General features: G+C 60.2%; 21 protein-coding genes. 1 reads left to right on the top strand and 20 read right to left on the bottom strand.

Translation table 11 applies throughout. The annotated features are described in order from the left end of the window. Positions 1 to 84: 84 nt before the first annotated feature. The 7 genes from glnA to ACP26L_RS15325 form a co-directional block, all read right to left on the bottom strand. On the bottom strand, positions 85 to 1,422 hold the full coding sequence (gene glnA / locus ACP26L_RS15355) for a type I glutamate--ammonia ligase (RefSeq protein WP_426453740.1): 1,338 nt from the start codon (positions 1,420 to 1,422) through the stop codon (positions 85 to 87). 119 nt (positions 1,423 to 1,541) lie between these two features. Then, on the bottom strand, positions 1,542 to 1,955 hold the full coding sequence (locus ACP26L_RS15350; RefSeq protein WP_013916631.1) for a MerR family transcriptional regulator: 414 nt from the start codon (positions 1,953 to 1,955) through the stop codon (positions 1,542 to 1,544). 128 nt (positions 1,956 to 2,083) lie between these two features. Beyond that, positions 2,084 to 3,340: an aminotransferase class I/II-fold pyridoxal phosphate-dependent enzyme gene (locus ACP26L_RS15345; RefSeq protein WP_426453738.1), complete on the bottom strand. Its 1,257-nt coding sequence runs from the start codon at positions 3,338 to 3,340 to the stop codon at positions 2,084 to 2,086. Continuing rightward, on the bottom strand, positions 3,333 to 4,664 hold the full coding sequence (gene hflX / locus ACP26L_RS15340) for a GTPase HflX (protein ID WP_426453736.1): 1,332 nt from the start codon (positions 4,662 to 4,664) through the stop codon (positions 3,333 to 3,335). The genes ACP26L_RS15345 and hflX overlap by 8 nt, the downstream gene beginning before the upstream one ends. Continuing rightward, positions 4,661 to 5,656: an AAA family ATPase gene (locus ACP26L_RS15335; RefSeq protein ID WP_426453735.1), complete on the bottom strand. Its 996-nt coding sequence runs from the start codon at positions 5,654 to 5,656 to the stop codon at positions 4,661 to 4,663. Before ACP26L_RS15335 ends, hflX begins: the two co-directional genes overlap by 4 nt. Before the next feature lie 136 nt (positions 5,657 to 5,792). Further along, positions 5,793 to 6,485 (bottom strand): HAD family hydrolase, encoded by a 693-nt coding sequence (locus ACP26L_RS15330; RefSeq protein ID WP_426454963.1) that lies wholly within the window; start codon positions 6,483 to 6,485, stop codon positions 5,793 to 5,795. A 155-nt stretch (positions 6,486 to 6,640) separates the two neighbouring features. After that, positions 6,641 to 6,862, bottom strand: a complete 222-nt coding sequence (locus ACP26L_RS15325) for a hypothetical protein (protein WP_426453733.1) — start codon at positions 6,860 to 6,862, stop codon at positions 6,641 to 6,643. Between the two features lie 178 nt (positions 6,863 to 7,040). Here ACP26L_RS15325 and ACP26L_RS15320 point away from each other — a divergent pair, with 178 nt between their 5' ends. Continuing rightward, complete coding sequence (locus ACP26L_RS15320) at positions 7,041 to 7,898, top strand: SDR family oxidoreductase (protein ID WP_426453731.1); 858 nt, start codon at positions 7,041 to 7,043, stop codon at positions 7,896 to 7,898. Between the two features lie 124 nt (positions 7,899 to 8,022). On the opposite strand, the gene ACP26L_RS15315 is transcribed toward ACP26L_RS15320, so the two are convergent. From ACP26L_RS15315 to ACP26L_RS15255, 13 genes are all read right to left on the bottom strand, one after another. Continuing rightward, complete coding sequence (locus ACP26L_RS15315) at positions 8,023 to 8,220, bottom strand: twin-arginine translocase TatA/TatE family subunit (protein ID WP_426453729.1); 198 nt, start codon at positions 8,218 to 8,220, stop codon at positions 8,023 to 8,025. Positions 8,221 to 8,297: 77 nt separating this feature from the next. Beyond that, the gene (locus ACP26L_RS15310) at positions 8,298 to 8,969 is read right to left on the bottom strand and encodes a YdcF family protein (RefSeq protein ID WP_426453727.1); all 672 of its coding nucleotides are present in this window, start codon (positions 8,967 to 8,969) and stop codon (positions 8,298 to 8,300) included. Next, the gene (locus ACP26L_RS15305; RefSeq protein WP_426453726.1) at positions 8,960 to 9,355 is read right to left on the bottom strand and encodes a VOC family protein; all 396 of its coding nucleotides are present in this window, start codon (positions 9,353 to 9,355) and stop codon (positions 8,960 to 8,962) included. The genes ACP26L_RS15310 and ACP26L_RS15305 overlap by 10 nt, the downstream gene beginning before the upstream one ends. 25 nt (positions 9,356 to 9,380) lie before the next feature. Then, a complete protein-coding gene (locus ACP26L_RS15300) occupies positions 9,381 to 10,097 on the bottom strand; it encodes an alpha/beta hydrolase (protein ID WP_426453724.1) in 717 nt (238 codons plus the stop codon). 113 nt (positions 10,098 to 10,210) lie between these two features. After that, positions 10,211 to 10,912, bottom strand: coding sequence for a peptidylprolyl isomerase (locus ACP26L_RS15295; RefSeq protein WP_426454961.1), 702 nt, complete (start codon positions 10,910 to 10,912; stop codon positions 10,211 to 10,213). Positions 10,913 to 11,059: 147 nt separating this feature from the next. Further along, complete coding sequence (locus ACP26L_RS15290) at positions 11,060 to 13,813, bottom strand: PBP1A family penicillin-binding protein (protein WP_426453722.1); 2,754 nt, start codon at positions 13,811 to 13,813, stop codon at positions 11,060 to 11,062. Positions 13,814 to 13,969: 156 nt separating this feature from the next. Further along, on the bottom strand, positions 13,970 to 14,212 hold the full coding sequence (gene hfq / locus ACP26L_RS15285; protein WP_013916618.1) for an RNA chaperone Hfq: 243 nt from the start codon (positions 14,210 to 14,212) through the stop codon (positions 13,970 to 13,972). A gap of 24 nt (positions 14,213 to 14,236) precedes the next feature. Next, positions 14,237 to 15,202, bottom strand: coding sequence for a tRNA (adenosine(37)-N6)-dimethylallyltransferase MiaA (gene miaA / locus ACP26L_RS15280; protein WP_426453720.1), 966 nt, complete (start codon positions 15,200 to 15,202; stop codon positions 14,237 to 14,239). Next, positions 15,199 to 15,972, bottom strand: coding sequence for a class I SAM-dependent methyltransferase (locus tag ACP26L_RS15275; RefSeq protein ID WP_426453718.1), 774 nt, complete (start codon positions 15,970 to 15,972; stop codon positions 15,199 to 15,201). The genes miaA and ACP26L_RS15275 overlap by 4 nt, the downstream gene beginning before the upstream one ends. Continuing rightward, positions 15,973 to 17,973 carry a DNA mismatch repair endonuclease MutL gene (gene mutL, locus ACP26L_RS15270; protein ID WP_426453716.1) on the bottom strand — a complete coding sequence of 667 codons (2,001 nt, stop codon included), beginning with the start codon at positions 17,971 to 17,973 and terminating at the stop codon, positions 15,973 to 15,975. It lies immediately after the preceding gene. 99 nt (positions 17,974 to 18,072) lie between these two features. After that, complete coding sequence (locus ACP26L_RS15265; RefSeq protein ID WP_426453715.1) at positions 18,073 to 19,536, bottom strand: S41 family peptidase; 1,464 nt, start codon at positions 19,534 to 19,536, stop codon at positions 18,073 to 18,075. A 214-nt stretch (positions 19,537 to 19,750) separates the two neighbouring features. Then, positions 19,751 to 22,528, bottom strand: coding sequence for a DNA mismatch repair protein MutS (gene mutS, locus ACP26L_RS15260; RefSeq protein WP_426453713.1), 2,778 nt, complete (start codon positions 22,526 to 22,528; stop codon positions 19,751 to 19,753). A gap of 196 nt (positions 22,529 to 22,724) precedes the next feature. After that, positions 22,725 to 24,209, bottom strand: coding sequence for a putative amidoligase domain-containing protein (locus tag ACP26L_RS15255; RefSeq protein WP_426453712.1), 1,485 nt, complete (start codon positions 24,207 to 24,209; stop codon positions 22,725 to 22,727). Positions 24,210 to 24,489: the final 280 nt, after the last annotated feature.

The following is a 24,489-nucleotide window of genomic DNA, read 5'->3' as shown; positions in this document are numbered from 1 at the left end:
ATAGGGGACCCTTTCCTCAAAACAACAACAAAAAGGCCGTTCATCCTTCGGGAATTCCCGGAGGACAAACGGCCTGTCTTAGTTCTAGTACAGTGTCAGATACTGCTCGCGCTCCCAAGCGTGAACTTGGGTGCGGTAGATGTCCCACTCGATCTCTTTGAGCTCGTAGAAGTGAGCCAGCGCGTGATCGCCGAGCGCATCGCAGATGACATCATCACGAAGCATTTCATCAAGCGCCTGCTTCAGGTTCAGCGGCAGGCTTGGAATGCCCTGCTCTTCGCGCTCATCTTCGGTCATCACATAGATGTTGCGGTCTGTCGGAGGCGGCAGCTGCATCTTGTGCTTGATGCCGTCGAGGCCCGCTTTGAGCATGACCGCCAGCGCGAGATAAGGGTTCGCAGCCGGATCGGGGTTGCGCACTTCAACACGCGTACTGAGGCCGCGGGAAGCCGGTATACGGATCATCGGGGAGCGGTTGCTCGCCGACCAGGCCACATAACAAGGTGCCTCGTAACCAGGTACCAAACGCTTATACGAGTTCACGGTCGGGTTCGTGATCGCCGCGAAGGAGCGCGCATGCTTCAGAATGCCGGCCATGTACTGGCGGGCCACCGTGCTCAGACCGAGCTTGTCGCTCTCGTCGTAGAACGCGTTCTCATTACCGCGGAACAGCGACTGGTGGCAGTGCATGCCGGATCCGTTCACGCCGAACAGCGGCTTCGGCATGAACGTCGCATGCAGCCCATGCTGGCGGGCCACCGTCTTGACCACGAGCTTGAAGGTCTGGATCTGGTCGGCCGCTTTGATCGCATCGGCGTATTTGAAGTCGATCTCATGCTGGCCCGGAGCCACTTCGTGGTGGGACGCTTCGATCTCGAAGCCCATCTCCTCGAGCGTCAGCACGATCTCGCGTCGGCAGTTCTCGCCGAGGTCCGTAGGCGCCAGGTCGAAGTAACCGCCCTGGTCGTTAAGTTCCATCGTCGGGTTGCCCTTCTCGTCGGTCTTGAACAGGAAGAACTCCGGCTCAGGCCCTACGTTCATGGACGTGTAACCCATCTCTTCGGCTTCCTTCAGCGCCGCTTTCAGAATGCCGCGCGGGTCACCCGGGAACGGGCGGCCGTCCGGCAGGTAGATATCACAGATCAAACGGGCTACACGGTCTGTCGTAACCCATGGGAACACGACCCAAGTACTAAGATCGGGATATAAGTACATATCGGATTCTTCAATCCGCACATAACCTTCGATGGACGAACCGTCGAACATCATTTTGTTGTCCAGCGCCTTCTCCAGTTGGCTTACAGGAATCTCCACGTTCTTGATCGTACCGAGCAAATCCGTGAATTGGAGACGAATAAAGCGGACGTTCTGTTCCTTGGCGATGCGCAGAATGTCTTCTTTGGTAAAGTTCTTGTCCGACACTGTGTAATCTCCTCCTTAGACTTATGTATCAGGGAATGCATATTAACGGAGTAACCGGGCACCCCTTGCGGCCGAAGCCGAAAAAGAAAGCGGTACCGCGGCTGCCCCGGCCGAACGTTTTACTTGCGGAAAAAGCGCGAGAGTTCGCCTTGAATCAATGATACCTGGTTCGGACGCTTGCCCCCGCCGAGCAGCTGCTGCTTCAGCATTTTGTGAAGCTGAGAGTCGGTGAGCTCCCGACGCTTGACTTCCGTTTGCTCATTGAGAATGGTTGCATCCTCCGAATCCTTGTCAACCGGAAGGAGAACCTGCTTGATCCCGGCAATGTTGACGCCTTTCTCGATCAAGTCTTTAATTTCCAGCAAACGCTCGACGTCATTGAAGGAATAAAGCCGCTGGTTGCCGCCGGTGCGTGCCGGGATAATCAATTCGTGCTGCTCATAATAGCGAATCTGTCTGGCGGTGAGATCGGTCAGCTTCATTACAATGCCAATCGGAAAAAGCGCCATATTTCTGCGTATTTCATCAGTCATGCCTATCACTCCTAAACGCTGAAGGAACCTTACCGCTATTGTAACCTTAGGAGTGAAACGTGTCAAGTTGTGTTAGGTTTATGCCATATGTCAGCATAAATTACAGAAAACGCTTTTTTGACCGATTGTCAAATTTCCGGCAGTAAGCCCCGGTCGATCATGTTCTGCAGGGCCGTCAGCACGCCCATCTTGCAGTGGGAATAGGTAAGCCCGCCCTGCATATAGGCGATATACGGCTCACGAATCGGCGCATCCGCCGAAAGCTCCAGCGAACCGCCCGAGATAAAGGTGCCTGCGGCCATGATTACCGGGTGTTCATAACCCGGCATGTCCCACGGCTCCGGCACTACGTGCGAATCCACCGCAGCGGCCTGCTGGATGCCTTGCACGAAAGCGATCAGGTGCTCAGGACCGGAGAAACGGATGGCCTGAATGAGATCCGTGCGCGGGTCCTGCCAGCGGGGATGCGTGACAAAGCCAAGCTGTTCGAAGACCGAAGCGGCGAACACCGAACCCTTAACGGCTTGTCCGACAAGATGCGGTGCCAGGAACAGCCCCTGGTAGATCGAGCGGGTGGTCCCCAGCATCGCCCCCACTTCCCCGCCAATGCCTGGAGCGGTCAGGCGGTAGGAAGCAAGCTCGACATACTTGGACTTCCCTGCTATGTATCCGCCGGATGCCGCAAGACCCCCACCGGGGTTCTTGATCAGCGAGCCTGCAATAAGGTCCGCACCCACCTGGGTCGGCTCCTGCAGCTCAGTAAACTCACCGTAACAGTTGTCCACAAACACGATAAGGTCCGAACGGATTTCCTTCACGAAATGGACCATCTCGCCAATTTGTTCCACCGTGAATGAGGGTCTCCAGGAGTAACCGCGCGAGCGCTGGATACCGATCACCTTCGTTTGCGGTGTAATGCGGCGGGCAATCTCGCTGTAGTCCGGCCTCCCGCCCTCCAGCAGGGGCACCTCATCATACCCGATGCCGAAATCCTGCAGCGAGCCAAGCCCATCACCCGGCTTGCCAATAACTTTGTGCAGGGTGTCATACGGCCGTCCCGTAATCATGAGCAGCCCGTCAGCCGGCCTCAGCACCCCGAAGAGCGCCGTTGAGATGGTGTGTGTGCCCGAAACGAAGTGCGGCCGCACCAGTGCCGCCTCGGCGCCGAACACGTCAGCATACACGAGATCCAGCACTTCGCGGCCCCTGTCATTATAACCGTACCCTGTCGACCCGGCAAAATGAAAATCACTGACCTTGTGTTTTTGAAAAGCGGAGATCACCTTCCACTGGTTGCGGTCGATGATCCCGTCAATCTCTTTCAGCTTCCCCTGTATCTGCTCCTCCGCCCGGTCCATCAGGCGGAGCACCTGCTCCTTAAACATGCTCCGTATTCTCTCCTCTGTCTCCCTGCGCCTGCTGCGACTGGTCGTATGCAGCAAGCATGTAGCCAATTTTGTCGTATTCCTTACTGTTCACACGGACGGTCATCAGCATATCATCACCGTCCACGTCGTTCTCAAGCACCTCGCCGACACGGTAGACCAGCGAGATCATCTCCCCTTTGTCCGCCGGAATGCGGTAGGTCTTGCTGTCCCCGGCCAAATGGGCTTCCAGCGTATCCACCAGCCGCTTCAAATCCCCTTCATTGTAGGCCGAAACCCGCAGGAACTCCCCTTCCGTCGTCAGCATGTCCGCTTGGGACGGGGACAGGAGATCGATTTTGTTGAATATCGTTACGCGGTCCTTGCCGTGCGCTCCGAGCTCCTCGAGCACCTGATCCACGACCCGCATCTGGATCGGCATCATTTCGGTCGAGCTGTCCACCACGTGCAGGATGAGATCCGCTTCGTTCGCTTCCTCAAGGGTCGCGCGGAAAGCTGCAACGAGATCATGCGGCAGATTCTGGATAAAACCGACCGTGTCCGTCAGCACAATCTCTACACCGTTTGGCAGCTTGAGCTGGCGGGAAGTCGGGTCCAGCGTGGCGAACAGCTGGTTCTCGACGTAGACGTCCGCCGCGGTCAGCTGGCGGAGAAGCGTCGATTTGCCGGCGTTCGTGTAGCCGACCAGCGCGACCTGGAACACGCCGGACTTCTTGCGGCGCTCGCGGTGCAGCGTGCGGTGGCGTACGGTCTCGGCCAGCTGGCGCTTCAGCTCCGCAATGCGGTCGCGGATATGCCGGCGGTCCGTCTCGAGCTTCGTCTCACCCGGACCCCGGGTACCGATTCCGCCCCCGAGACGGGACAGGTTCTTGCCGTGGCCGGAGAGCCGCGGCAGCAGGTAGCTCAGCTGGGCGAGCTCGACCTGGATAATCCCCTCGCGCGTGCGTGCGCGCTGTGCAAAGATATCCAGAATAAGCTGTGTGCGGTCGATGATTTTGACGTCGAGATACGTCTCCAGGTTGCGCACCTGTGCGCCGGAGAGCTCCTGATCGAAGATCGCCGTATTGGCGCCGGTCTCCAGAAGCATCTCCTTCAGCTCTTCCGCCTTACCTTTGCCGATAAACCACTTGGAGTCGGCATACTCCTTATTTTGCGTCAGCGTGCCGAGCACCTCCACCTGAGCCGTTTCGGCCAGGGCGATGAGCTCTGCAAGCGAGTATTCCGGATCGTAGGCATCCTGCCTTTTTTGCTCCTGCGTGACAAGGGAAACGAGGATCGCACGATCATCCAATTCCGTTGTTACTTCATGCGTCGTTTGTCTCATGGAAATCTCATACTCTCCTTTGCTGTCCTGCGCTCCGTTTTCACATCTTCCGGGCGGATGACCATCAGATCCTGCTTCGACGGCTGCATGTTCGTCTGGTTGAGCAGCCGCACGGCATGGCTGCGCAGCGCCTTCTCGATCAGGTTGCGGACGTAGCGCGCATTGCTGAAGGCGATGTCCATCTGCCCCTTCTCGAACATGATCTGCTGCCGGATCCGCGCCTCCGTGGCCGGGGTCAGCGAATATTCCCGTTCCTTGATCATCCCTTCGGCGATCTCCATCAGCTGGTCCACCGTATAATCCGGAAAATCGAGCTGGATCGGAAACCGGGAAGGCAGTCCGGGATTGGTTTGCAGGAAAAGTTCCATCTCTTCTGAATACCCGGCTAAGATTAGGATAAATCCGTTTTTGTGATCTTCCATCGCCTTGACGAGCGTATCGATGGCTTCTTTGCCGAAATCTTTCTCACCGCCGCGGGCCAGGCTGTACGCTTCGTCGATGAACAGGATGCCGCCCATCGCCTTCTTGACGAGCTCCCTCGTCTTCAGTGCCGTATGGCCGATATATTCGCCCACAAGGTCCGCCCTTTCCACTTCAATCAGGTGTCCCTTGGTGAGCACCCCCATCGTCTGCATCAGCTTGGCAATCAGGCGGGCGACCGTCGTCTTGCCCGTCCCCGGGTTCCCGCGGAATACCATATGATAGACCTGCGTGTTTGCCGTCAAGCCTGCTTCCGCCCGCATGCTGGCCACACGTAACAGCGCATAAATTTCGAATACCAGCTCTTTGACGTGGTCGAGGCCCACCATCTTGTCGAGCTCCTTCATAATCTCGCCGAACTGGCCCTGCTGGGTCAGCGGCTTGCCTTGAAACCTCGGCGCGGCGGCCGCCAGCGCGGCAGCCGGCTCCGGGCTGCGCAGAACGACCGAGATCTGCCGCGCATTCTTCGTAATCTGAATTCCGTCCGATCCTGGCTGCGTTGGGCCGCTCATGTGCTTCACTCTCCATTCTCGTCATGGTTCAAGTGTTAATGTATACGCACATGAGGGACGGATTGTGACTTAATTCTTTGTGTCCATTGTAATCGGCCCCGCCGCCAAAATCAAAAAGCGCCTCAACCCGTTCATCTCAGCCAATCTTCGTACTGCCGCCCTGTCCGCTCTGAGCCTCCAGTCGCGCGATAACCTCCATTAGAGACATATCCGCCATCGAAGTGAGACGAAGGTCATGCGCGCCGAATGGCAGCGCCCTTGTAGTCTCATTCGGAACCGTGACGCAGAACAAGCCGGCCCGCTTAGCCGCAAGCGCCCCATTGGGCGAGTCCTCAAAAGCAACGGCAGCGCCTGCAGGCACACCGAGTCCCTCAAGAGCCAGCAGGTACAGCGCCGGATCCGGCTTTACCTTCGCCACGTCCTCGGCCGTGCGGATCACCTCGAAGGCATCCAGTATGCCATGAGCAGCCAGATGGCCTGTAACCCAGGGTCTGTGCGAGCTGGAGGCCAGCCCCACCCGAAGTCCAAGCTCATGAGCGGACTGCAGGTACTCGAGCACCCCGGGCCGCAGCACTGCGGAAGCTAGCCGCTCCTCGTACAGCCGGCGCCGCCAGCTCCGGGCTTCCTCCTTGTCATACGGCGAACCGTACAGCTCCTCCAGATGCATGTAAGGATCAAAGGCTCCGGGTCCCGTTCCTATGCATGCGCCCCAGACATCAAGGGTAAGCTCGCAGGCATAGCGGCGGAACAGCGCCTGGAACGATTCGAATTCCGGCGTCTCCGTATCCAGGATCAGCCCGTCAAAATCAAATATAATGCCCTGAATCAGAATCATCACACGTCCGCCTCCTTCCTGTACTGTATGGTACACCAGCGAGGAAGGAATTGGATAGTGATTTTTTCATTATAAATGGCTTACACAGAGGCTGTAATCTCCAAAAAGACAGCCGACCCTCCTGCGGAAAGCCGGCCCCCTGCCCAGCGTTACGGACTTCGCTGGCCTACCTTATCATAACGTCCGTCCACTTCCTTGGCCATCTTCCGGTACTGCTTCGTCTCCTCCGCCACCGGATCGACGTCCGACTGCACCCGGATCTCCGTCTTGACCGGCAGCTTGCGGCGGGCTGCTTCATCCTTGTCTTCTTTCTTGAACTCGCCGTTGAACAATTTCTGGGCCAGCTCGAGTTCGACTTCTTTCTGATTCATGACGCATCACCCTCCTGATAGTAGCTTGGTTCGCTCTCCATCGGATTATGTACCTTCTCCGCCCGCCCTAGCACTCAGCCAAGAACTCCCATGGCAAGCCGGGGGACATCTGCAGCATCCTAGAAGAGAGCCTTACCCTACCCTCCCAGGCAGGACCCGGAAAGGAGAACAGCCGAGTATGACCAGCACAACGACATTTCCCCCCCAGCATCAGGATACGCAGCCGGGGATCGAGTCTCGCATGAATCCAAGGCCCATCTTCGAAGATGATCGGTACAAACCTGCGGGCAAGCTCAAAGACAAAACGGCGATCATCACCGGCGGCGACAGCGGCATCGGCCGGGCCGTGGCCGTCACCTACGCCAAAGAAGGGGCGGATGTGCTCATCGTCTATCTGAACGAGCACGAGGACGCCCAGGAGACAAAGAAGCAGGTGGAAGCCGAAGGCCGCCGGTGTGAGCTCCTCGCCGGGGACATCGGGGACGAAGCCTTCTGCAAGACCATCGTCGAAGAGACCATCCGGCGGTTGGGCAAGCTTGATCTGCTCGTCAACAATGCCGCCGAGCAGCATCCCCAGCAGAAGCTGGAGGACATCACATCCGAGCAGCTCGAGCGGACATTCCGCACGAACATCTTCTCCATTTTTTACTTGACGAAGGCTGCGCTTGCGCACCTGAAGGATGGCTCGGCCATCATCAATACGGCCTCCATCACAGCTTATGAAGGGAACCCGACACTGCTCGACTACTCGGCAACCAAGGGTGCGATTGTCACCTTCACCCGCTCGCTGTCCCAGCAGCTCGTCTCCCTCGGCATCCGGGTGAACGCTGTGGCACCGGGGCCGATATGGACGCCGCTCATTCCGTCCACCTTCGACGAGCAGAAGGTCGCCTCCTTCGGCGCGAACACGCCGATGAAGCGGGCCGGCCAGCCGGAAGAGCTGGCTCCGAGCTATGTTTTCCTCGCATGCGGCGATTCGTCCTACATGACGGGCCAGGTACTGCACGTCAACGGCGGGACGATCGTGAACGGTTGATCCGAAGCGTCCCCTGGAGCAGCTGGAACGGACACCAAAAACCTCCCTTTCCTCCGGAAAAGAAACTTGCCGGACAACGGGAGGTTTTAGCCTTGTGGCGGGTACGAACAGTGGCGGTAGATCATCAGGACTTCTTAGTGTCCTCCGGCTTGCTTTCCGCATCCTTGTCATCAGACATGAGTCCGCGGGTGGAACTCTTGAACTCGCTGAGTGTCCGGCCGAACGCTCTGCCGAGCTCGGGAAGCTTGGACGGTCCAAACATGATGAGTACGACGACAAGAATCAGCAGCAGTCCGCCGATCCCGATATTGCCAAATGGCAAAGCACTCTCCTCCTTGTGTCGGTAGGTGTGGTAGATACTCATATTATACCAGCAACGACGTCAAAAAGATACGAGCTTCAGCTCTTGGGAGCGACACCGAACACGAGGGCCACCTTGTCCCACTGCCACTTGGTGAGCGCTAGCGTCTCCCGGCCCCGGTGCCATGCCATCATCAGCACCCGGGAATCCATCGGGGAGACCGCCGGGCTCTCATACTTCAGATACTTCGCAATATCCAGCGCCCGCACGCTGTGGTAGCGGTGGGTAATAATGACCGCTGAGGTCCATTGATGCTCCTCCATGATCTGTTTGCTGAAGAGCAGGTTTTCGTAGGTGCTTCTCGCGCGGTTCTCAAGGAGGATGCGTTTCGAAGGAATCCCCTTCGAGACGAGATAATTGCGCATGCCTTCCGCCTCGGTCATCTTCGATGTCGGCACATCGTACCCTCCGCTGACAATAAGATACGGTACCCTGCCGGATTCATAGAGCTCAACGGCACGGTCGAGCCGCTCCCTGAGCGCGGGACTCGGCGCATCCTTCCACAGCGACGCGCCAAGCACGATGCCCACCTGCCTCGGCTCCTGGTCCGTATCCGCCTGCGTCTCAATCCGGTACTGGATCCACCCGACCCACAGCAGCGCCGCCAGCAGCACGATGAGCAGCATCCGGAACACTCGCTTCAGGTATGCCGTGAACGATACCCTGGTCTTTTTCCTGTACCGGCCTGCTGCCGCCTGTCTCAACTCCATGTCTTCATCCGCTCCTGGAGGCTTCCCGTGAACAGCTCGAGCTCCGTCCCGTCCGGATCCAGGAAATTCACGCTGTTCCCTCCCCCGCGCTCTATAGGACCGCGCACGAATCGGACGCCTGCCTGCCGGAGCACCTCCACAGCCTGCGGGAAGTCTTTCTCTCCGATGGAAAACGCCGCATGGTCGATGCCCGGCATACCGGCGCAAGCCCCCTCGCCTTCCGGCTCTCGCTCGAGCAGGCAGATCCAGGCACTCCCCCACTCCAAATAGGCATCCGTCCGCCCCCGGTGAACAAGCTTCATCCCGAGAATCCCTTCGTAGAATGCCAGCGACCGGGGCAGAGACCGCACCCGGATCGTCAAATGATTGAATCCTTTCACCTGCATTGCTTCTGCCTCCATCATCCGGTTGTCAACTTCCTGACGTGCCCTGGCCCTCTAGTGTAATGCCCAAAAAACGCCGCACCTCAGCGAACAAGTCCGGCGCATCCTCTTCCAGACAGATCAAATGACGCGACCGGTCAAAAAAGTGCAGCTCCCTCTCCCCCTGCAGCCGCCTATAAATATAATCGGCACTGCGTGGGTGCACGATCTGGTCCCTTCTTCCCTGAGCAATCAGGGTGGGTACCGTCACCTTTGGCAGCTCCTCCCGCTTCGCATAGCGGGCGAGTTTCATGAACTCGACTGCGGCCCTCAGCGGCGTTTTCTTGCCCCGCTTGAGGTAGTCCCAGTCCTTCTGCCGCGCACGCAGAGCCAGATCCTTCAGAAAGCGCACCGGACTCACGTAAATCGCAGCCGCACTGAGCAGTACGAGCCGCCGGACGGGATACCGGTTCGCGAGATAGGCCGAGATCAGGCCGCCCATCGAAAAGCCGATGAGATCCACCGGTTCGCCGTCTCCGGTGAGTCGCGCTATCTCCGCTTCGGCTCCCTTCAGCCAGTCCTGCCAGACGGCCGTCCGCAAGCCCGCGAGCTCATCGTCATGGCCAGGCAGTCTGAGCACATGGCATTCATAACCGCAGGCCGTCAGATCTTCCGCGAGCGGCTGCACTTCATACGGGCCTCCCGTGAAGCCGTGAATCAGCAGACACCGACGGTGCTGCCAGGCTCTTCCCGTCTCGCATTCCATGACCTTACTCCTCTCTGCCCCTAATAGACGATCCGGGAGCCTCTCCGGTTCCCTTTCAAATGTATGATCAAGAAATCAACAGCGCGGGAGGCTCGCCCCCCGCGCTGTGCAGCTTACTTCTCCGTAATGTCGATCTTGGTAATCGTGACTTTCTCCGTCGGCTTGCTCGGTTTGCTCTCTCCGCCGGCAGCCACCGGCGTAGCGGCAATTTTCTGCACAGTGTCCATCCCATCGACCACCCGGCCGAAGATCGTATAGTTCGGCTGCGAGTTGAGACCCTTGCTGTCCTCGCCGGTGCAGATGAAGAACTGGCTGCCGTTCGTGTTCTTGCCGGAGTTGGCCATCGCCACGATGCCGGGCTCGTATTTGTAAGGGCTCTTGAGCTCGTCCTCGAACTTGTAGCCGGGGCCTCCCATTCCGTTGCCGAGCGGATCACCGGTCTGCACCATAAACGACTGGATGATCCGGTGGAAGGTGATATCGTTATAGAAGCCTTCCCGTGCCAGGAACACAAAGTTATTCACGGTTTTCGGCGCTTCCTTAGCGAACAGCTCGATCGTGAACGACCCCTTGGACGTCGTAACGGCCGCCGTATACTTCTTGGACGCATCGATGGTCATCGGCGGTGCAGAAGTGTACGTCTTCCGTGTGGTCCCTTCCTTCTGGGTGTCCGTCCCGGCTGCCGCCTGGGTCCCGCCGGCTGCGCCGCCCTGCGCATTGTCGGCAGGCTTGGTTCCGCAGCCCGCAGCTAGCGCGGCCGCCAGAGCCGCCGTGCAGAGAACCTTCGCGATCCTGCTTGCATGTGTCACGTTCATCACAATCCATTCAACTCCATTGCGTTCTGTTATTGGTGTGGAAGACTGTCCCAATTCCTTCACCTATTATACTACGTCTGCAAGCAAAAACAAAAAAAGAAAGAGGCGCAGACCGCCTCTTTCTTTGGAATGCTCTGCTTGTACGTACTAGGTCCCGTCCGGCATAACGCTGATCGACGACCCGCTCTGTTTTCCGGAAGAGGGTTCCGCCGGCTGGGTTCCGCTGCCGGACGTGCCGCTTGGGGCAGGCGACGTACCGGTACCCGTCTGGGTCTTCGTGCTGCCCGGCGTCTTCGTGCCGGAGGCGGGATCGGTACCCGACGTGGTTCCGGTCCCACTGCTGCCCGTGCCGCCCGAGGTGCCCGAATCCGTATCTGTCCCGCCGGTTGTCTCACCGCTCGGATCCGTTCCCTGCGTGGTCCCCGTGCCCGGCTTGCCCGTGCCTGGCTTGGTAGTCGTCTCAGGCTGTTTCGTACTTCCCGTCCCGGGCTTGGCGGTCGTTCCGGGCTCTGTCGTGCCCTGACCGTCCGTTCCCGGCTTGGTTGTGCCTTTTTTATCCGGATCGGCGGGATCCTTACCGCTGCCCTCTTTCCCGGTTTCACCATCCTTGCCCGGCTCTTCCTTGCCGGTCTCTGCTTTGTTCGGGATGGTTACGGAAGCTTCGTTGGACTTCGCCCCTTCCGCCCCGTTCTCCGGCTTGAGCGCGACAATCACATATTGATACGTCATGCCCGGTGTGTAAGCCGACTGATCCTTATACGAAGTAGACTGCGTAGAGAACAGCGGCTCGGACGAATACTCCGCCATCGTGCTGTCCTTGCGGAACGCCTGGTAGGTAACCCCCTCGCCGACACTGCTCCAGCTCAGATTGACAAAGCCCGTCTCCGGATTGATCTCTGCCTTGAGATCCGTCACCCCCTTCGGAGGGAGCTCCTCCTGAAGATCCGGGACGCCCGACGGCTTCTTGAACTGAGTCACCGGACGGCCGGCGAGCGCCTTCTGCATGACTTCCTTGAAGATGACGCCCGCGCTGCCGCTGCTCATCGACACGTAGTGCTTCGTGTCCGTTTTGTCAAAGCCCATCCAGACGGCTCCCGTCCACTCCGGCGTGTAGCCGACGAACCAGAGGTCGCGGTTGTACTTCTCCAGCCCCTTAAGCTCAAGCTGCGTGGAACCGGTCTTGCCTGCCACAGGGCGCTCGAACTTCGCCGCCACCCCCGTGCCTCCCGGCTCGACGACCGACCGCATCATCTCGGTCATATACCAGGCAGTCTTGGCGCTCATGACCGTCTTGGTCTGATCTTTGTACGCCAGGACCGTGCCGTCGCTCTCTTCGATCTTCGTAATAGCGTGAGCTGTATGCAGCGTCCCCGCATTGGCAAACGCGCTGTACGCCTGAGCCATCTGCAGAGGAGTGGTCCCCTTGGTCAAACCCCCGAGGGCGATGGCCAGGTTGCGGTCCTGATCATCCAGCGTAATGCCGAGCTTCTCGACAAACTTGGAAGCATTCGACACACCGATCTCCTTCAGCGTGTTGATCGCCGGCATGTTGATCGACTTCTTCACCGCTTCGGTCATCGATACCTGTCCCCGGTACACGCCGTCATAGTTGCGCGGGCTGTAGCCGCCTGGATAGGTCTCCTTCTCGTCCTTGAGCATGCTGTATGGCGTGTACTTGCCCGTCTCGATGGCCGGAGCATACGCGATCAGCGGCTTGAAAGACGAACCCGGCTGTCTTGGCGCCGACGTCGCACGGTTAAGGCCTCCCCGCATATAATCCCGGCCGCCGACCATGGCCACGATGCCCCCGTCCTTATTGTCGAGGATGACCATCGAGCTCTGCATGATCTGGTCGTCCGGACTCTTCTGAAAGAACTTCGCGTTCGCATAGGTCTGGTCCATGATCTGCTGCGCATTCTGATCCAGCGTCGTGTAGATCTTGAGTCCGCCCCGGTTGATCTCATCCTCCGACAGGTTGAAGTTCACCTGGGCCTCCTTCATCACATAATCGATGAATGCCTGGTTGCGCCCGCTGGTACCCTGAGCCTTGGGAGGTGCTGTATAATCCACCGCAGCCGCTTCCGCGCGCTGGGCTTCCGTAATGTACCCCTGCTCCTGCATCAGCTTCAAGACGACGCCCCGGCGCTCCTTCGATTTCTCGGGGTCCTTCAGCGGGTTGTACCGACTCGGTGCCTTGGGGATAGCCGCCAGGGTGGCGATTTCCCAAAGCTTCAGATCCTCAAGCTTATCCTTACCGAAATACACCTTCGATGCCGCTTTAACGCCGTAAGCCTGATTACCGAATAGAATGTAGTTCAAATACTTTGTCAAAATTTCATCTTTGGTCATCTGCTGCTCCATCGCCACGGCAATGGACATTTCAGTGGCTTTGCGGAAGAATGTTTTGTCCGCGTTGAGGAACACGTTCTTCGCAAGCTGCTGGGTAATCGTGCTCCCGCCCTCAACCATGCTCCGGGCCACGACGTCCTTCACGAGCGCCCGCCCGATGCCAAGGAAATCCACGCCCGTATGATCCTCGAAGCGTTTGTCCTCCGTCGCGATGAAGGCCTGCTTCATGAGCGGGGGCACCTCGCTCGGCTCGACATTGATCCGGTTCTCTACCTTGAGTACGCCGGCTTCCTTGCCGCCCGCATCATAAATAATGGAGGCTTCGCTGAAATCCAGCTTATCGATGTTCTGTTTCAGAATTTTATTTCCGTTCAGGATGACGAAAATATAGACGCCCATCGCACTGATGGCTGCCAGAGCAGCGGCTGCGAGCATCCAAAAGATGACTTTTCCGACGGAAAAGCCCTGCTTCTTTTTCTTCTTCGCCGCTCCTGCCGCCGGCTTCTTCTCCGTCGAGGGTTTTCTTGGTGTCTTGCTGCCTAGATCCGCCATGCACCGACTTCCTTTCTGTGAAACAAAGAACAACCCGAGACAGGCAGGGGTTGCTCATTTAGGATTTGTATGATGTTAGACGTTCGGGAGGACCAAAATGTTGCTGCTGCTGTCTTTCGGCTGTTCACCCCACCGTTAACCAGGCCCTTCCGGGTGTTATTCGGCCGTGTTCTCCGTCTGCTGCATCAGCGATACGGAGCGCTGCGGCGTGAAGGTCGAGATGGCATGCTTATAAACCATCTGCTGGCGGCCCTCACTGTCGATGATAATCGTGAAATTGTCAAATGCGCGAATCACCCCGCGGATCTGAAACCCATTGGTCAGATAGACGGTGACCGGGATGTTTTCCTTGCGCAGTTGATTTAGAAACGTGTCCTGAATATTGATCGACTTGTTCATCAGTGGGCCCCCTCAAGAAAATAGTTAACGGTCTAGTGTTAGCTTAGCTGAAATTATACCACGAATCTTGTCCAGGTGGGTAGAAAATTCTGCCAGATTGCTCACGTCCACCCATGCAATATCCTTCATATGTCGGAACCAGGACAGCTGGCGTTTGGCGAAGCGGCGCGTATCCCGCTTCAGCAGTTCGACGGCTTCCTCGAGGGAATAATGGCCTTGGAGATGGCCGACGATTTCCTTGTAGCCCAGGGCCTGCATGGAAACAACGGCTTCATCGTAGCCCCTCTCCATCAATCCGCGCACCTCTTCGAGCAAACCCTGCCGCATCATGATATCGATTCGCTCTTCAATACGTTTATATAGTAAAGCTCTATCCATTGTCAACCCGACGATACACAATTCGTAAGGCGATTCCTTCCTCGTCTGGGCCTCCAGCTGCTCGGACTGCCGCTCGCCGGTCACATGATAAATCTCCAAAGCGCGGATGACGCGCCGAACGTCGTTCGGGTGAAGCCGCTCCGCCGATGAAGGGTCGACTGCGCGCAGCCGCTCATGAAGCGCCTCAGGTCCGTATGTATCCGCATAGGACTGCTGTTCATTCCGGAACGCCTCATCGGAGCCGCTCTCGCTGAACTTGAAATCGTAGCATACCGACTCCACATAGAGACCCGTGCCCCCTACGATAAAAGGCAGCCGGCCCCGCCCGCCGATCTCTTCGATCAGCGCACGGCTCCGCTCCTGAAATTCAGCTACGGAGAACGGATGATCCGGGTCGTGAATGTCGATCATGTGGTGCGGCACCTCGGCGAGCTCGCCCGGAGAGGCTTTGGCCGTGCCTATATCCATCCCTCGGTACACCTGCATGGAGTCGCCCGAGATGATCTCTGCGTTGTATTCCTTGGCAAGCGTCAGGCTGAGCTTCGTCTTGCCGACGGCCGTCGGGCCGACGAGGACGAGCAGCTTCGGCTTGCGTTGTGGCGATGGGCTCACGTGCGAATCACTCCATAAGCAATTTTGGTGGACGAGCGGTGAACCTCGGCGAAGCCGAGGCGGTCGAACTCGCCGGAATCCCGGTGCTCCTTGAGCACCACGGCACGGCGGGCCGCCGAGACGGCAAGGCCAACCGCTTCCTCAGTCAGCGCCCGGTCGTCGGCAAGCCCGCGGATCGCCCGGATGGAGTTCGATTCGGTAATGGGTTTGCGGAACATCGGATCGAAGTAGATGATGTCTACGCTCTTCGGCGGGAGCCCGTGCAGATAGGTCAGATGATCCTCTCCGCGAACCTCGATACGCCGCATGCTTTCATTAATACCAGGCACATCGGAATGGTAGGTCTTCAGCCCCTGCTTCAGCAGGAAGCAGGGAATCAGTGCACTCTCCAGCGCCGTGACTTGTCCCTGAGGACCCGACGCATATGAGAAGACGAGCGAGTCGGAGCCAAGCCCCGCGGTGCAGTCGACGATCCGGTCACCCGGTCTCACGCCCGCGATCTCCAGCAGACTGTCCGGCTCCCCTTTGATCAGGCGCTTGATCCGTACCGCAGCCGTGCTCGGATGAAAGAACAGCGGCTGGCGCAGTTCATGATGATACTCGATGCGCTCCTTCGAGATCAGGAGAATATCCTCGTCCCCGTAGCGGGCCCGCAGCTGGGCGAGCGTCATCCGGCGCCGGTCGACCGGCCGGCCGCCAAGCTCCGCCGCCAGCCGCCGCGCTTCCTCGCGCTGGGCCGGGTTCGGGTCGTAGGAGGTTGTGACGAACAATTACATCACCCTTTTGAACATTTTCTCTAATTCGTATGTCGAGAAGCTGACCACGATGGGCCGCCCGTGTGGACAGGTGTACGGATTGCGGCAGGCGGCCAGCCGGTCGAGCAGCACCTCGATCTCAAGCGTGCCCATGCTCTGGTTCGCCTTGATCGACGCCTTGCATGAACACATGATCGCCGCCTTCTCCCTGAACTTCGCGATGTCGATGCCCTTCTTGTCCTGCAGCAGCAGATCGATCATCTCTTCGACGATCGCCTGCTCCTCGCCCTTCGGCAGCCAGTGCGGATAAGCCCGAACGAGGAACGACGTGCCGCCGAACGGCTCCAGGTACACCCCTGCCTGCTCGAGCTGGGGCAGCTTCTCCGTCAGCCGGAGCGCCTCGACCGAGGTGTACTCGAGCGTCATCGGCACGAGCAGCTCCTGGCTGGCTTCGGCCGGACGGCCGAACAGGTCGAAGTAATGCTCGTAGTTGATCCGCTCATGCGCCGCATGCTGGTCAACGAGGAAGAGCCCCTCCTCGTTCTGCGCAACGATATACGTACCGTGCAGCTGGCCGATCGGCGTGAGCTTCGGGAACGCCGGCAGCGCCGGAGGCGCAGAGGCTTCCGTCTGCGCCAGCGCGCGCAGCAGCGCCCCGCTGGCCGCGGCAGCCTCGCGGGCGTCGCCCGGTCCCCGCGGCTGAGCGGGCCGCTCGGCGTAAGCCGCCGGCGCCTCGCGCAGCCGCGGCGCGGACGCCGCCGGGCCGTCCGCCCGTGCAGGCGGCGCCCAAGGCGCCTGCTGCTGCGGCTGGGCAGCCGCAGCGGGTGTGCCTGCGCTGCGCGGGACGCCGCCGATGGCGCTGGCGCTGGGCGCGGCGGCCGGCGCTTCGCTGCGCACGGCGGCCTGCGGGGCGGCCGCAGGCTCCGCAGCGGCGGCCGCCTGCGGCCGGTACAGCTCGAGCTGCTCCTGCACGAGCTGCTCGCGTACGCGTGCCGGCGCCGCTGGCGCTGCGCCCTGCGGAATCAGCCGCTGGCGGCCGAGCGTCTCGCGCACCGCGTTCTCGATGAGCGCGATGAGCTCGGGCTCTTTGCTGAAGCGGACCTCCAGCTTCGCGGGATGTACGTTGACATCGACCAGCGTGGGGTCCATCGTCAGGTGCAGCACCGCCACCGGGAAGCGCCCGATCGGCAGCAGGGTATGATACCCCTGCAGCAGCGCCTGGTTGACCGGGAAGCTGCGGATGTAGCGTCCGTTGATCACCGTTGTGATGCCGCCTCGGTTCGCCCGCGTCAGCTCGGGCTTCGAGATCAGCCCCTCGAGCTTGTAATCAAGCGTCTCTCCCTCGATCTTCAGCATGCTCTTCGCAAGCGATGAGCCGTACACCGCCGCCACGGCCTGCAGCAGGTCGCCGCTGCCCAGCGTCTGGAGCAGCACATGGCCGTTATGCTTCAGCGTAAACGCAATGTTCGGGTATGCCAGGGCGAGGCGGTACATGTAGTCCGTCACATGGCCGAGCTCCGTCTGGACCGTCTTCATATATTTTAGACGCGCCGGCGTGTTATAAAACAGCTCGCGCACCGACAAATCGGTTCCTCGGGGCGCCGCCGCATCTTCCTTGAGGCGGACGGTCCCCCCCTCGATGCGCAGGCGTACGCCAAGGCCCGTGCTGCCGTGTGAGGTAAGGCACTCCACCTTGCTCACGGCCGCGATACTCGGCAGCGCCTCACCCCGAAAGCCGAGCGTGCGGATGCTGAACAGATCCTGGGTCGTGGCGATCTTGCTTGTCGCATGGCGGAAGAAAGCCGCCTCGACGTCGTCTTCTTCGATGCCGCCGCCATTGTCCGTGACCCGGATGAGCTGCAGCCCTCCTTCTTCGATGGAGACATCGATCCGCGTGCTGCCCGCATCGACCGCATTCTCCACAAGCTCCTTGACGACGGAGGATGGCCGCTCGACCACTTCGCCCGCCGCGATCTGGTTCGCGATATGTTCATCCAAGATTGTTATTTTTCCCATAAGGGCGAAGGCCCTCCTTACCTGTATTTGCGGACGCGGTCCCCCGGAGACAGGACAACGGGGCGCCGCAGGACGTTCTCCCCGCAGCGCCCGGTTTACTTACTGTGCTCCCCCGGTACGGATCGTGAGCTTCCGACCGTCGTCGATCCACTGAAGCGCGCTTCCGAAGGCATCCTTCGATACCCCGTTCAGTGAAATAAATCCGGTGCCTTCCTTGAGCAGGAAGCCGCCTTCCGCCGGTGTATGCACGGTCTTACCGTCAGCCGAGACAAGCACGGCGGAACGGGACGCCTCGTTCCATTGGACCGTACCGCCAAGGTAAGCGGCAAGGGCCCGGGCCGGAACATAAATCTGTCCCCCCTCGCGGACGACCGGCAGCGTATCCTGTACCATCACACCGCCGACCGTCGTGATACGCGGATCGGCAGTAAGCTCAGGCTCCTTGCCGCCGGCTAGCCGCAGTGCGGTCAGCAATTGGGCAAGTCCCCCCTCCACCGCGAGATCCGGGTCAAGGCCGACATGGTTTACCTTGCGGCTCTTCGGTGTGAGATACTCCTCGATCGTAACCTTGAGCGCTCCCCCGCCTTCGAGCTCGTACAAGCTCTGGACGCTTCCCTTGCCGTACGTATGGGCGCCGACCACCTTCGCCGCACCGTAATCCTGCAGGGCGCCGGTCAGCACCTCGGAAGCCGAAGCGCTGTTCTCATTGACAAGCACGTACAGCGGGAACGGCTGCGTCGTGCCGCCCGAGAATTCAACAGGCTTGTCCACACGGCCGCTGTCCAACGTGTGAATCAGCGTACCTTCCTTGACGAACTGGCGGATCATGCCCTTAGCCGATTCGAGCAGCCCGCCCGGATTGTCGCGCAGGTCCAGAATCAGGGACTGGATGCCCTGCCCCTTCAACGCGGAGAGCTCCTTCTCAAGCAGTTCATCGGCATCGCTGGAGAAGCTTGCAACCTCCAGGTAGCCGACCTTTGATGGAAATACGCGGGATACGACCGTCGGAATTTGCACCTTCTTCCGGGTGACATTGAATTCCTTCGCTTCGCTTCCCCGGCGCACCTCCACCACCACGGCCGTTCCCGGCTCCCCGGCGATCAGTTCGGCGACCTCACCGGTTTTCTTGCCGGCCACAGAGGTTCCTCCGACGGAAACGACCAGATCGCCGGCGGCCAGTCCCGCTTCCTTGGCGGGCGAACCTTCGAACACATCGGCGATATACACGCCCTCCGGTTCGAGTCCAATCCGCACGCCGATACCAACATACTGGTTTTCCACCGCATCCTCAAACTGCTGGAGCTCTTCCGGGGTGAAGTACTGGGTATACGGATCCTCCAGCGATTCCACCATGGCTTTGACCGCCGCATCCGAAAGGGTGTCTTTGGACGGGGCGCTGACATGCTTGCTCTGCAGCAGCTCCATAACTTCCTGCACCCGGCTTCCGGCGGAGCTTGCAGCACCTGCGGCCTGCAGAGGCTGCGCCGCCGGAAGCAGCAGGGTCATCGACAGTACGGCGGCAGCCGAACGGCGTACGATATTCAACCTTTTTTTGCGTTTCATCTGCTGCCCTCCTCACGCTCGATATTTCATTTTGCGTTCCGTTGAACTTCGTTCAAAGGTCACTACCAAAATGAAACATCTCGCTTGGTATTTTAAGTTCAAGTCAAATCTTGGCGGATAAACGCTCTCCAAGGCTCTGTCTCTAAAGACTTTCCCGCCGGCCGTGAAACACACTTCGGCAGCTCTCTCTGTTCTCTCATCTCTCCAGGCTTGCTTACACAAGCTTCTTTAATTCATATAAAAAGTTCATCGCCGACATCGGCGTCATATTCATCAAATCCAGCGTGCGAAGCTGATCCAGCACCTTTTCCTGCTTCGGATCCTTCTTCGCGCCCCGGCTCGGCTTCTCCTCCACGGCGAACAGGCTGAGCTGTTCGATGCCCTGCGGCTCATAGGTCGGGGCAGCTGCCTCCATTACCGTGACCGCCGCCTTAGCTCCGGCCGCCAATGAGGCGGCGGCTTCCGCAGCGGACGTCTCGGCTCCCGCAGCAGCCAGGGCCTCGGCCCCAAAAAGCGTCGCCGGCTGTGCGGCGCTCTCGCCGGGCTCAGGCCGGTCAAAAGGAGCGGTCAGAACACGCTCCTGAAGACCTTCCGAGCGCTCCTCGAATGCATGCAGCAGCTCGTAGGAACGGTCGATAATGCTCTCCGGCAGCCCGGCGATCTGCGCGCAGTAGATCCCGTAGGACGTGCTCGCCGCGCCCCGAACCAGCTTGCGCAGGAACGTCACCTGCTGGCCGCTCTCCTTGACGGCCATGCAGTAGTTGCGCAGATCCTTCAGACTCTCCTCGAGATGGGCCAGCTCATGGAAGTGCGTCGAGACGAGCGTCTTGCAGCCGATCCGGTCGTGCAGGTACTCGATGACCGCCTGGGCGATCGCCATCCCTTCCCCGGTGGACGTGCCCCGTCCGAGCTCGTCGATGATGACGAGTGACTTCGCCGTCGCCTTCTCCGTCATGACCTGGATATCCATCATCTCGACCATGAAGGTACTCTGTCCGCCGATGAGGTCGTCCGCCGCCCCGATCCGGGTGAAGATCCGGTCGGTCACCGGCACCTTGGCCCGCTTCGCCGGAACGAAGCAGCCGATCTGCGCCATAAGACAGATCATCGCCACCTGGCGCATGTACGTACTCTTACCGGCCATGTTCGGACCGGTGATCAGCATCGTGCTGCCCGCGTCCTTCGACAGCACGGTGTCGTTCATGATGAACACGCCGTCCTCGAGCACCGCTTCCACCACGGGGTGGCGCCCTTCCTCAATCTCCAGCGGGTAGAAGTCACCCACCTCCGGACGCACATAGCGGTTCGATGCGCTGACCTGGGCGATAGACTGGAACACGTCCGCCGTTGCAATAAGCTCGGCCAGCGCCTGCAGCCTCGGGATGTGGGCGGCCACCTTGTCGCGCAGCTCCAGGAAGAGACCGTATTCGAGATCGACCATGCCTTCCTGGGCTTCCAGGATCAGCGCTTCCTTCTCCTTCAGCTCCGGCGTCACGAAGCGCTCCGCATTCGCCAGCGTCTGCTTGCGCTCGTAGCGCCCTTCCTCCAGCGAACCGAGGTTGGCCTTGGAGATTTCGATAAAGTAGCCGAACACCTTGTTGTATCCGATCTTCAGCGAACGGATACCGGTGCGCTCCCGCTCCTGCCGCTCGAGTTCGGCCAGCCACTGCTTGCCGTTCGTGCTCGCTTCGCGCAGCTCGTCCAGGCGCGGGCTGAGGCCCGGCCGGATCATGCCGCCGTCGCGGATCGATACCGGCGGCTCGTCCACGACCGCCTCTGCGATCAGGCTCATGACGTCCGGGCACGGGTCCATCCGCTCGCCGAGCTCCTGAAGCGCCGGCGAACCGCTGTCTGCCAGCAGCTCGCGCAGCTGCGGGACCTGCTGAAGCGACTGCTTCAGCGCCACGAGATCCCGGGCATTCGCGCTCCCATAGGCGATGCGGGCGGTAAGCCGCTCAAGGTCGTACACCTCACGCAGCGCGCCTTTCAGCTCGTCCCGCAGGATGAGCTGATGGTAGAGCCGCTCTACGGCTTCCAGGCGGCTCTCGATGGCCGCCGCATTCATCAGCGGCTTCTCGATCCAGCGGCGGAGCAGCCGTCCGCCCATGGCGGTGACGGTCTTGTCCAGCAGCCAGAGCAGCGTTCCCTTCTTGCTGCGGTCGCGGACCGTTTCCACGAGCTCCAGGTTCCGGCGCGTGAACGGGTCCATGACCATGTACTGGCTCGGCTCGTAGATCCGGATATGCTTGATGTGTCCGAGCGAACGCTTCTGGGTCTCCTGCAGATAGCCCATGAGCAGCGCCACGGCTTCTCTCCCGCCCTGAGGCAGAGCGGCTAACTGCGATTCGCTGAAATGCCCCTCGGGCGAGAGGCCCGCGCTCTTCGGCTGGGACTCCCGCGGCGTCAGCACGGAGGAAGTCAGCCAGGCCGCAGCGGCTCCCCGGATGCGCTCCAGCAGTGGGCCGGCACCAAGCAGCTCCGACGGGCTGTACGCGTTGAGCTCGTCAAGCAGCAGCTCGAATGAGCCGTCCGTGCGTGTCACGTAGAACTCGCCCGTCGAGATATCGCACGCCGCCAAAGCGTGGCCGCCGCCGGAGGCCGTCACAGAGACGATGTAGTTGTTCGCCGTCTCCGTGAGGGACCGGGCGTCCATTACGGTGCCCGGTGTCACAATGCGTACGATCTCCCGCCGTACGACGCCCTTGGCTTCCGCCGGATCCTCCACCTGCTCGCAGATTGCGACCTTGAAGCCCTTTTCGATCAGCCTCGCTATATAGTTCTCGGCGGAATGGTAAGGCACCCCGCACATCGGGATGCGCTCGGCCCCGCCGCCTTCCCGCCCGGTGAGCGTAATCTCCAGCTCCCGGGCGGCATTCACCGCATCTTCGAAAAACATTTCATAGAAATCGCCCAAACGGAAAAACAAAAAAGCGTCCGGCACCTCCGCCTTCACGGCGAGGTACTGTTCGATCATCGGCGTATATTTGGCCATGCCTTCCTAACCCCCAAGCCCTGCTCACAGCATGGCGGCCGCGCTGCACGGGCAGCGGGGGCACATCCGCGCCCCCTTCCCATGCGAATGGGGAAAGGTTCTCCGCGGATGCCCGTCCGCCGCTTCGTACGCGCGGCCCTGACATGCCTCTTTTGTATCTCTCATTATAGCATGAATCACGAGAGAACACTCAAGCTCACGAGTACGGTCGTATTTTCCACTTCGAGCGGATGTCCTCGCGTTCGTTCCAGGGGCGCATCTGCACCATCAACCGGCGCAGCGGAAGCAGGTAGCCTTCCAGCGCCGCGTAGCCCGGCAGCCGCTCCAGATCCCGCCACAGTGCGGGCAGCAGGGGACGGATTCTCGCCTTGTCCCCCCGGTAGTAGGCCTTCGCCACCTCCAGATCGGACAGCGGGCGCTGACGCAGCTGCGGATAATGCTCAGCCGACAGCTTGGCCAAGGCGAGCACCCCCTTGGCGACCGTCGGCGACACCATCCAGCTGGGGAGCACCCGGTACTCGAAGCCCCCGTGCCGCTGCCTGCGAAAATCACCCAGGAACCCGTACTGGGGCCGTCGCAGCCCGGTAGTCCCGTCTTCGATCAGGGTCAGGGGCAACGCCAGGTAATTGTCCAGCACACGCAGCAGCCGGCTCTCGAGGTCGACGCGGGAGAAGTGGATATGCCCGCCGAGCGGAAAGCCCTTCACCGGCATGCCGCCCGCCACCCAGACGAGCTCCTCGTCCGTGATGCGCCTGGCCGCCAGCTGCAGCGTCCGGTGGAGCTGGACGATCAGCTCCCGCACCTCCGTGCTCGGCCGGGGCCGCAGCTCCGCCAGCGGATAAATTTTGCGCCGGCTCGGAAGCACGATCGCATCGCACCCGACCGGCCCATCCTTGTCCATGAAAGCGGAGGCGAACCGCACCTTTCCCCGATCGTTGAGCAGGAGAAACTCCGGATCTGCGCCGAGCATCACATCCAGACGCGGCGCCCCCCTGCGCTCCTCCAGGCGGGTGCCGTACTTGTTCATGGCCGCGGCGAACAGCTCCGCGAGCCGCGGGGTCAGCTCGGGCACGGCTTCGACACGCCGCACGGCAAGCGTCCCCCCGGTCCGTACGCCAATGCGGACCACGCCGTAGTCAAGCCCAAGGGCATACAGCGCCTTAACGGCTTCGCGCAGCGCCTTGGAGCCGTAATAGGTGGGCTGCTCGAGGCTGACCTCCTCATAGCCGCGGTCCGGCAGCCCTTCCGGCAGCCGGACGCCGGCCGGGACGCGGTCCCCGTAGAACACGCCCGGCCTCCGGTACAGCAGGGTCAGCGCTTCCAGGTGAAAGACAGGAACGAGGAAGTCATGGACCCATCCGCCTTCTTCCTCCGGTGTCTCCCCGTTCGGCTTCCCTCGTCTGCTTCTACTCCTGCCCGCATCTTCCTCTTCGCCAAGCGCACTGACCATGCCATGCAGCTCCAGCGTCTCACCTGCCCGCTGCCGGCTCCCGGCCAGCAGCACCGCCTTCACCGGCTGAAGCACATCGGCTCCCCCGCGGTCCGGATGGTAGGCCCCCCAGTGGATGAGGAGGTGCCCGCCTTCCTCTGCGGGAGAAAACCCGGTGCCATGCGGGATCGTCAGCCGCTCCAGGAGCGGCCGCAGCTTCTCTTCACCCGAATGCAGCAGGAATGCCCGCATTCTCCGCCCCTCCTCCGGGCCTGGGACCACGGGGCAGGACGCAGATTGCTCCCGGCTTCCCGCAGTAGGGCCCATTTTGTTCCAGGACAACCCCACGCAAGATAAACGGCTTCGCCGTCCCTTACGGACGATGCGCGTTTATAAGAAATACAAGATGACGGGAGCGAGCCCTGGCGGGATAAAAATTCTTTGATTTGAACAAAAAAGAGGGCGAACGCCCTCTGCCAAAACAAGGCCGCCAGGCATATACTGGCAGCAAAGAGAAAAGAGAAAAAGGAAT

Origin of the sequence: Paenibacillus sp. S-38 (genome assembly GCF_049942825.1) — a bacterium.
Lineage (GTDB): Bacteria > Bacillota > Bacilli > Paenibacillales > NBRC-103111 > Paenibacillus_G.
Note: the sequence above shows the minus strand (reverse complement) of the source record. Positions and strands in the feature narration are given on the sequence as shown.

Coding starts and splice junctions, on each gene's coding strand:
- ACP26L_RS15350 (WP_013916631.1), bottom strand. CDS start 1,955: ATGACTGATGAAATACGCAGAAATATGGCGCTTTTTCCGATTGGCATT.
- ACP26L_RS15345 (WP_426453738.1), bottom strand. CDS start 3,340: ATGTTTAAGGAGCAGGTGCTCCGCCTGATGGACCGGGCGGAGGAGCAG.
- hflX (WP_426453736.1), bottom strand. CDS start 4,664: ATGAGACAAACGACGCATGAAGTAACAACGGAATTGGATGATCGTGCG.
- ACP26L_RS15335 (WP_426453735.1), bottom strand. CDS start 5,656: ATGAGCGGCCCAACGCAGCCAGGATCGGACGGAATTCAGATTACGAAG.
- ACP26L_RS15325 (WP_426453733.1), bottom strand. CDS start 6,862: ATGAATCAGAAAGAAGTCGAACTCGAGCTGGCCCAGAAATTGTTCAAC.
- ACP26L_RS15320 (WP_426453731.1), top strand. CDS start 7,041: ATGACCAGCACAACGACATTTCCCCCCCAGCATCAGGATACGCAGCCG.
- ACP26L_RS15310 (WP_426453727.1), bottom strand. CDS start 8,969: ATGGAGTTGAGACAGGCGGCAGCAGGCCGGTACAGGAAAAAGACCAGG.
- ACP26L_RS15305 (WP_426453726.1), bottom strand. CDS start 9,355: ATGCAGGTGAAAGGATTCAATCATTTGACGATCCGGGTGCGGTCTCTG.
- ACP26L_RS15300 (WP_426453724.1), bottom strand. CDS start 10,097: ATGGAATGCGAGACGGGAAGAGCCTGGCAGCACCGTCGGTGTCTGCTG.
- ACP26L_RS15295 (WP_426454961.1), bottom strand. CDS start 10,912: ATGAACGTGACACATGCAAGCAGGATCGCGAAGGTTCTCTGCACGGCG.
- ACP26L_RS15290 (WP_426453722.1), bottom strand. CDS start 13,813: ATGGCGGATCTAGGCAGCAAGACACCAAGAAAACCCTCGACGGAGAAG.
- hfq (WP_013916618.1), bottom strand. CDS start 14,212: ATGAACAAGTCGATCAATATTCAGGACACGTTTCTAAATCAACTGCGC.
- mutL (WP_426453716.1), bottom strand. CDS start 17,973: ATGGGAAAAATAACAATCTTGGATGAACATATCGCGAACCAGATCGCG.
- ACP26L_RS15265 (WP_426453715.1), bottom strand. CDS start 19,536: ATGAAACGCAAAAAAAGGTTGAATATCGTACGCCGTTCGGCTGCCGCC.
- mutS (WP_426453713.1), bottom strand. CDS start 22,528: ATGGCCAAATATACGCCGATGATCGAACAGTACCTCGCCGTGAAGGCG.
- ACP26L_RS15255 (WP_426453712.1), bottom strand. CDS start 24,209: ATGCGGGCATTCCTGCTGCATTCGGGTGAAGAGAAGCTGCGGCCGCTC.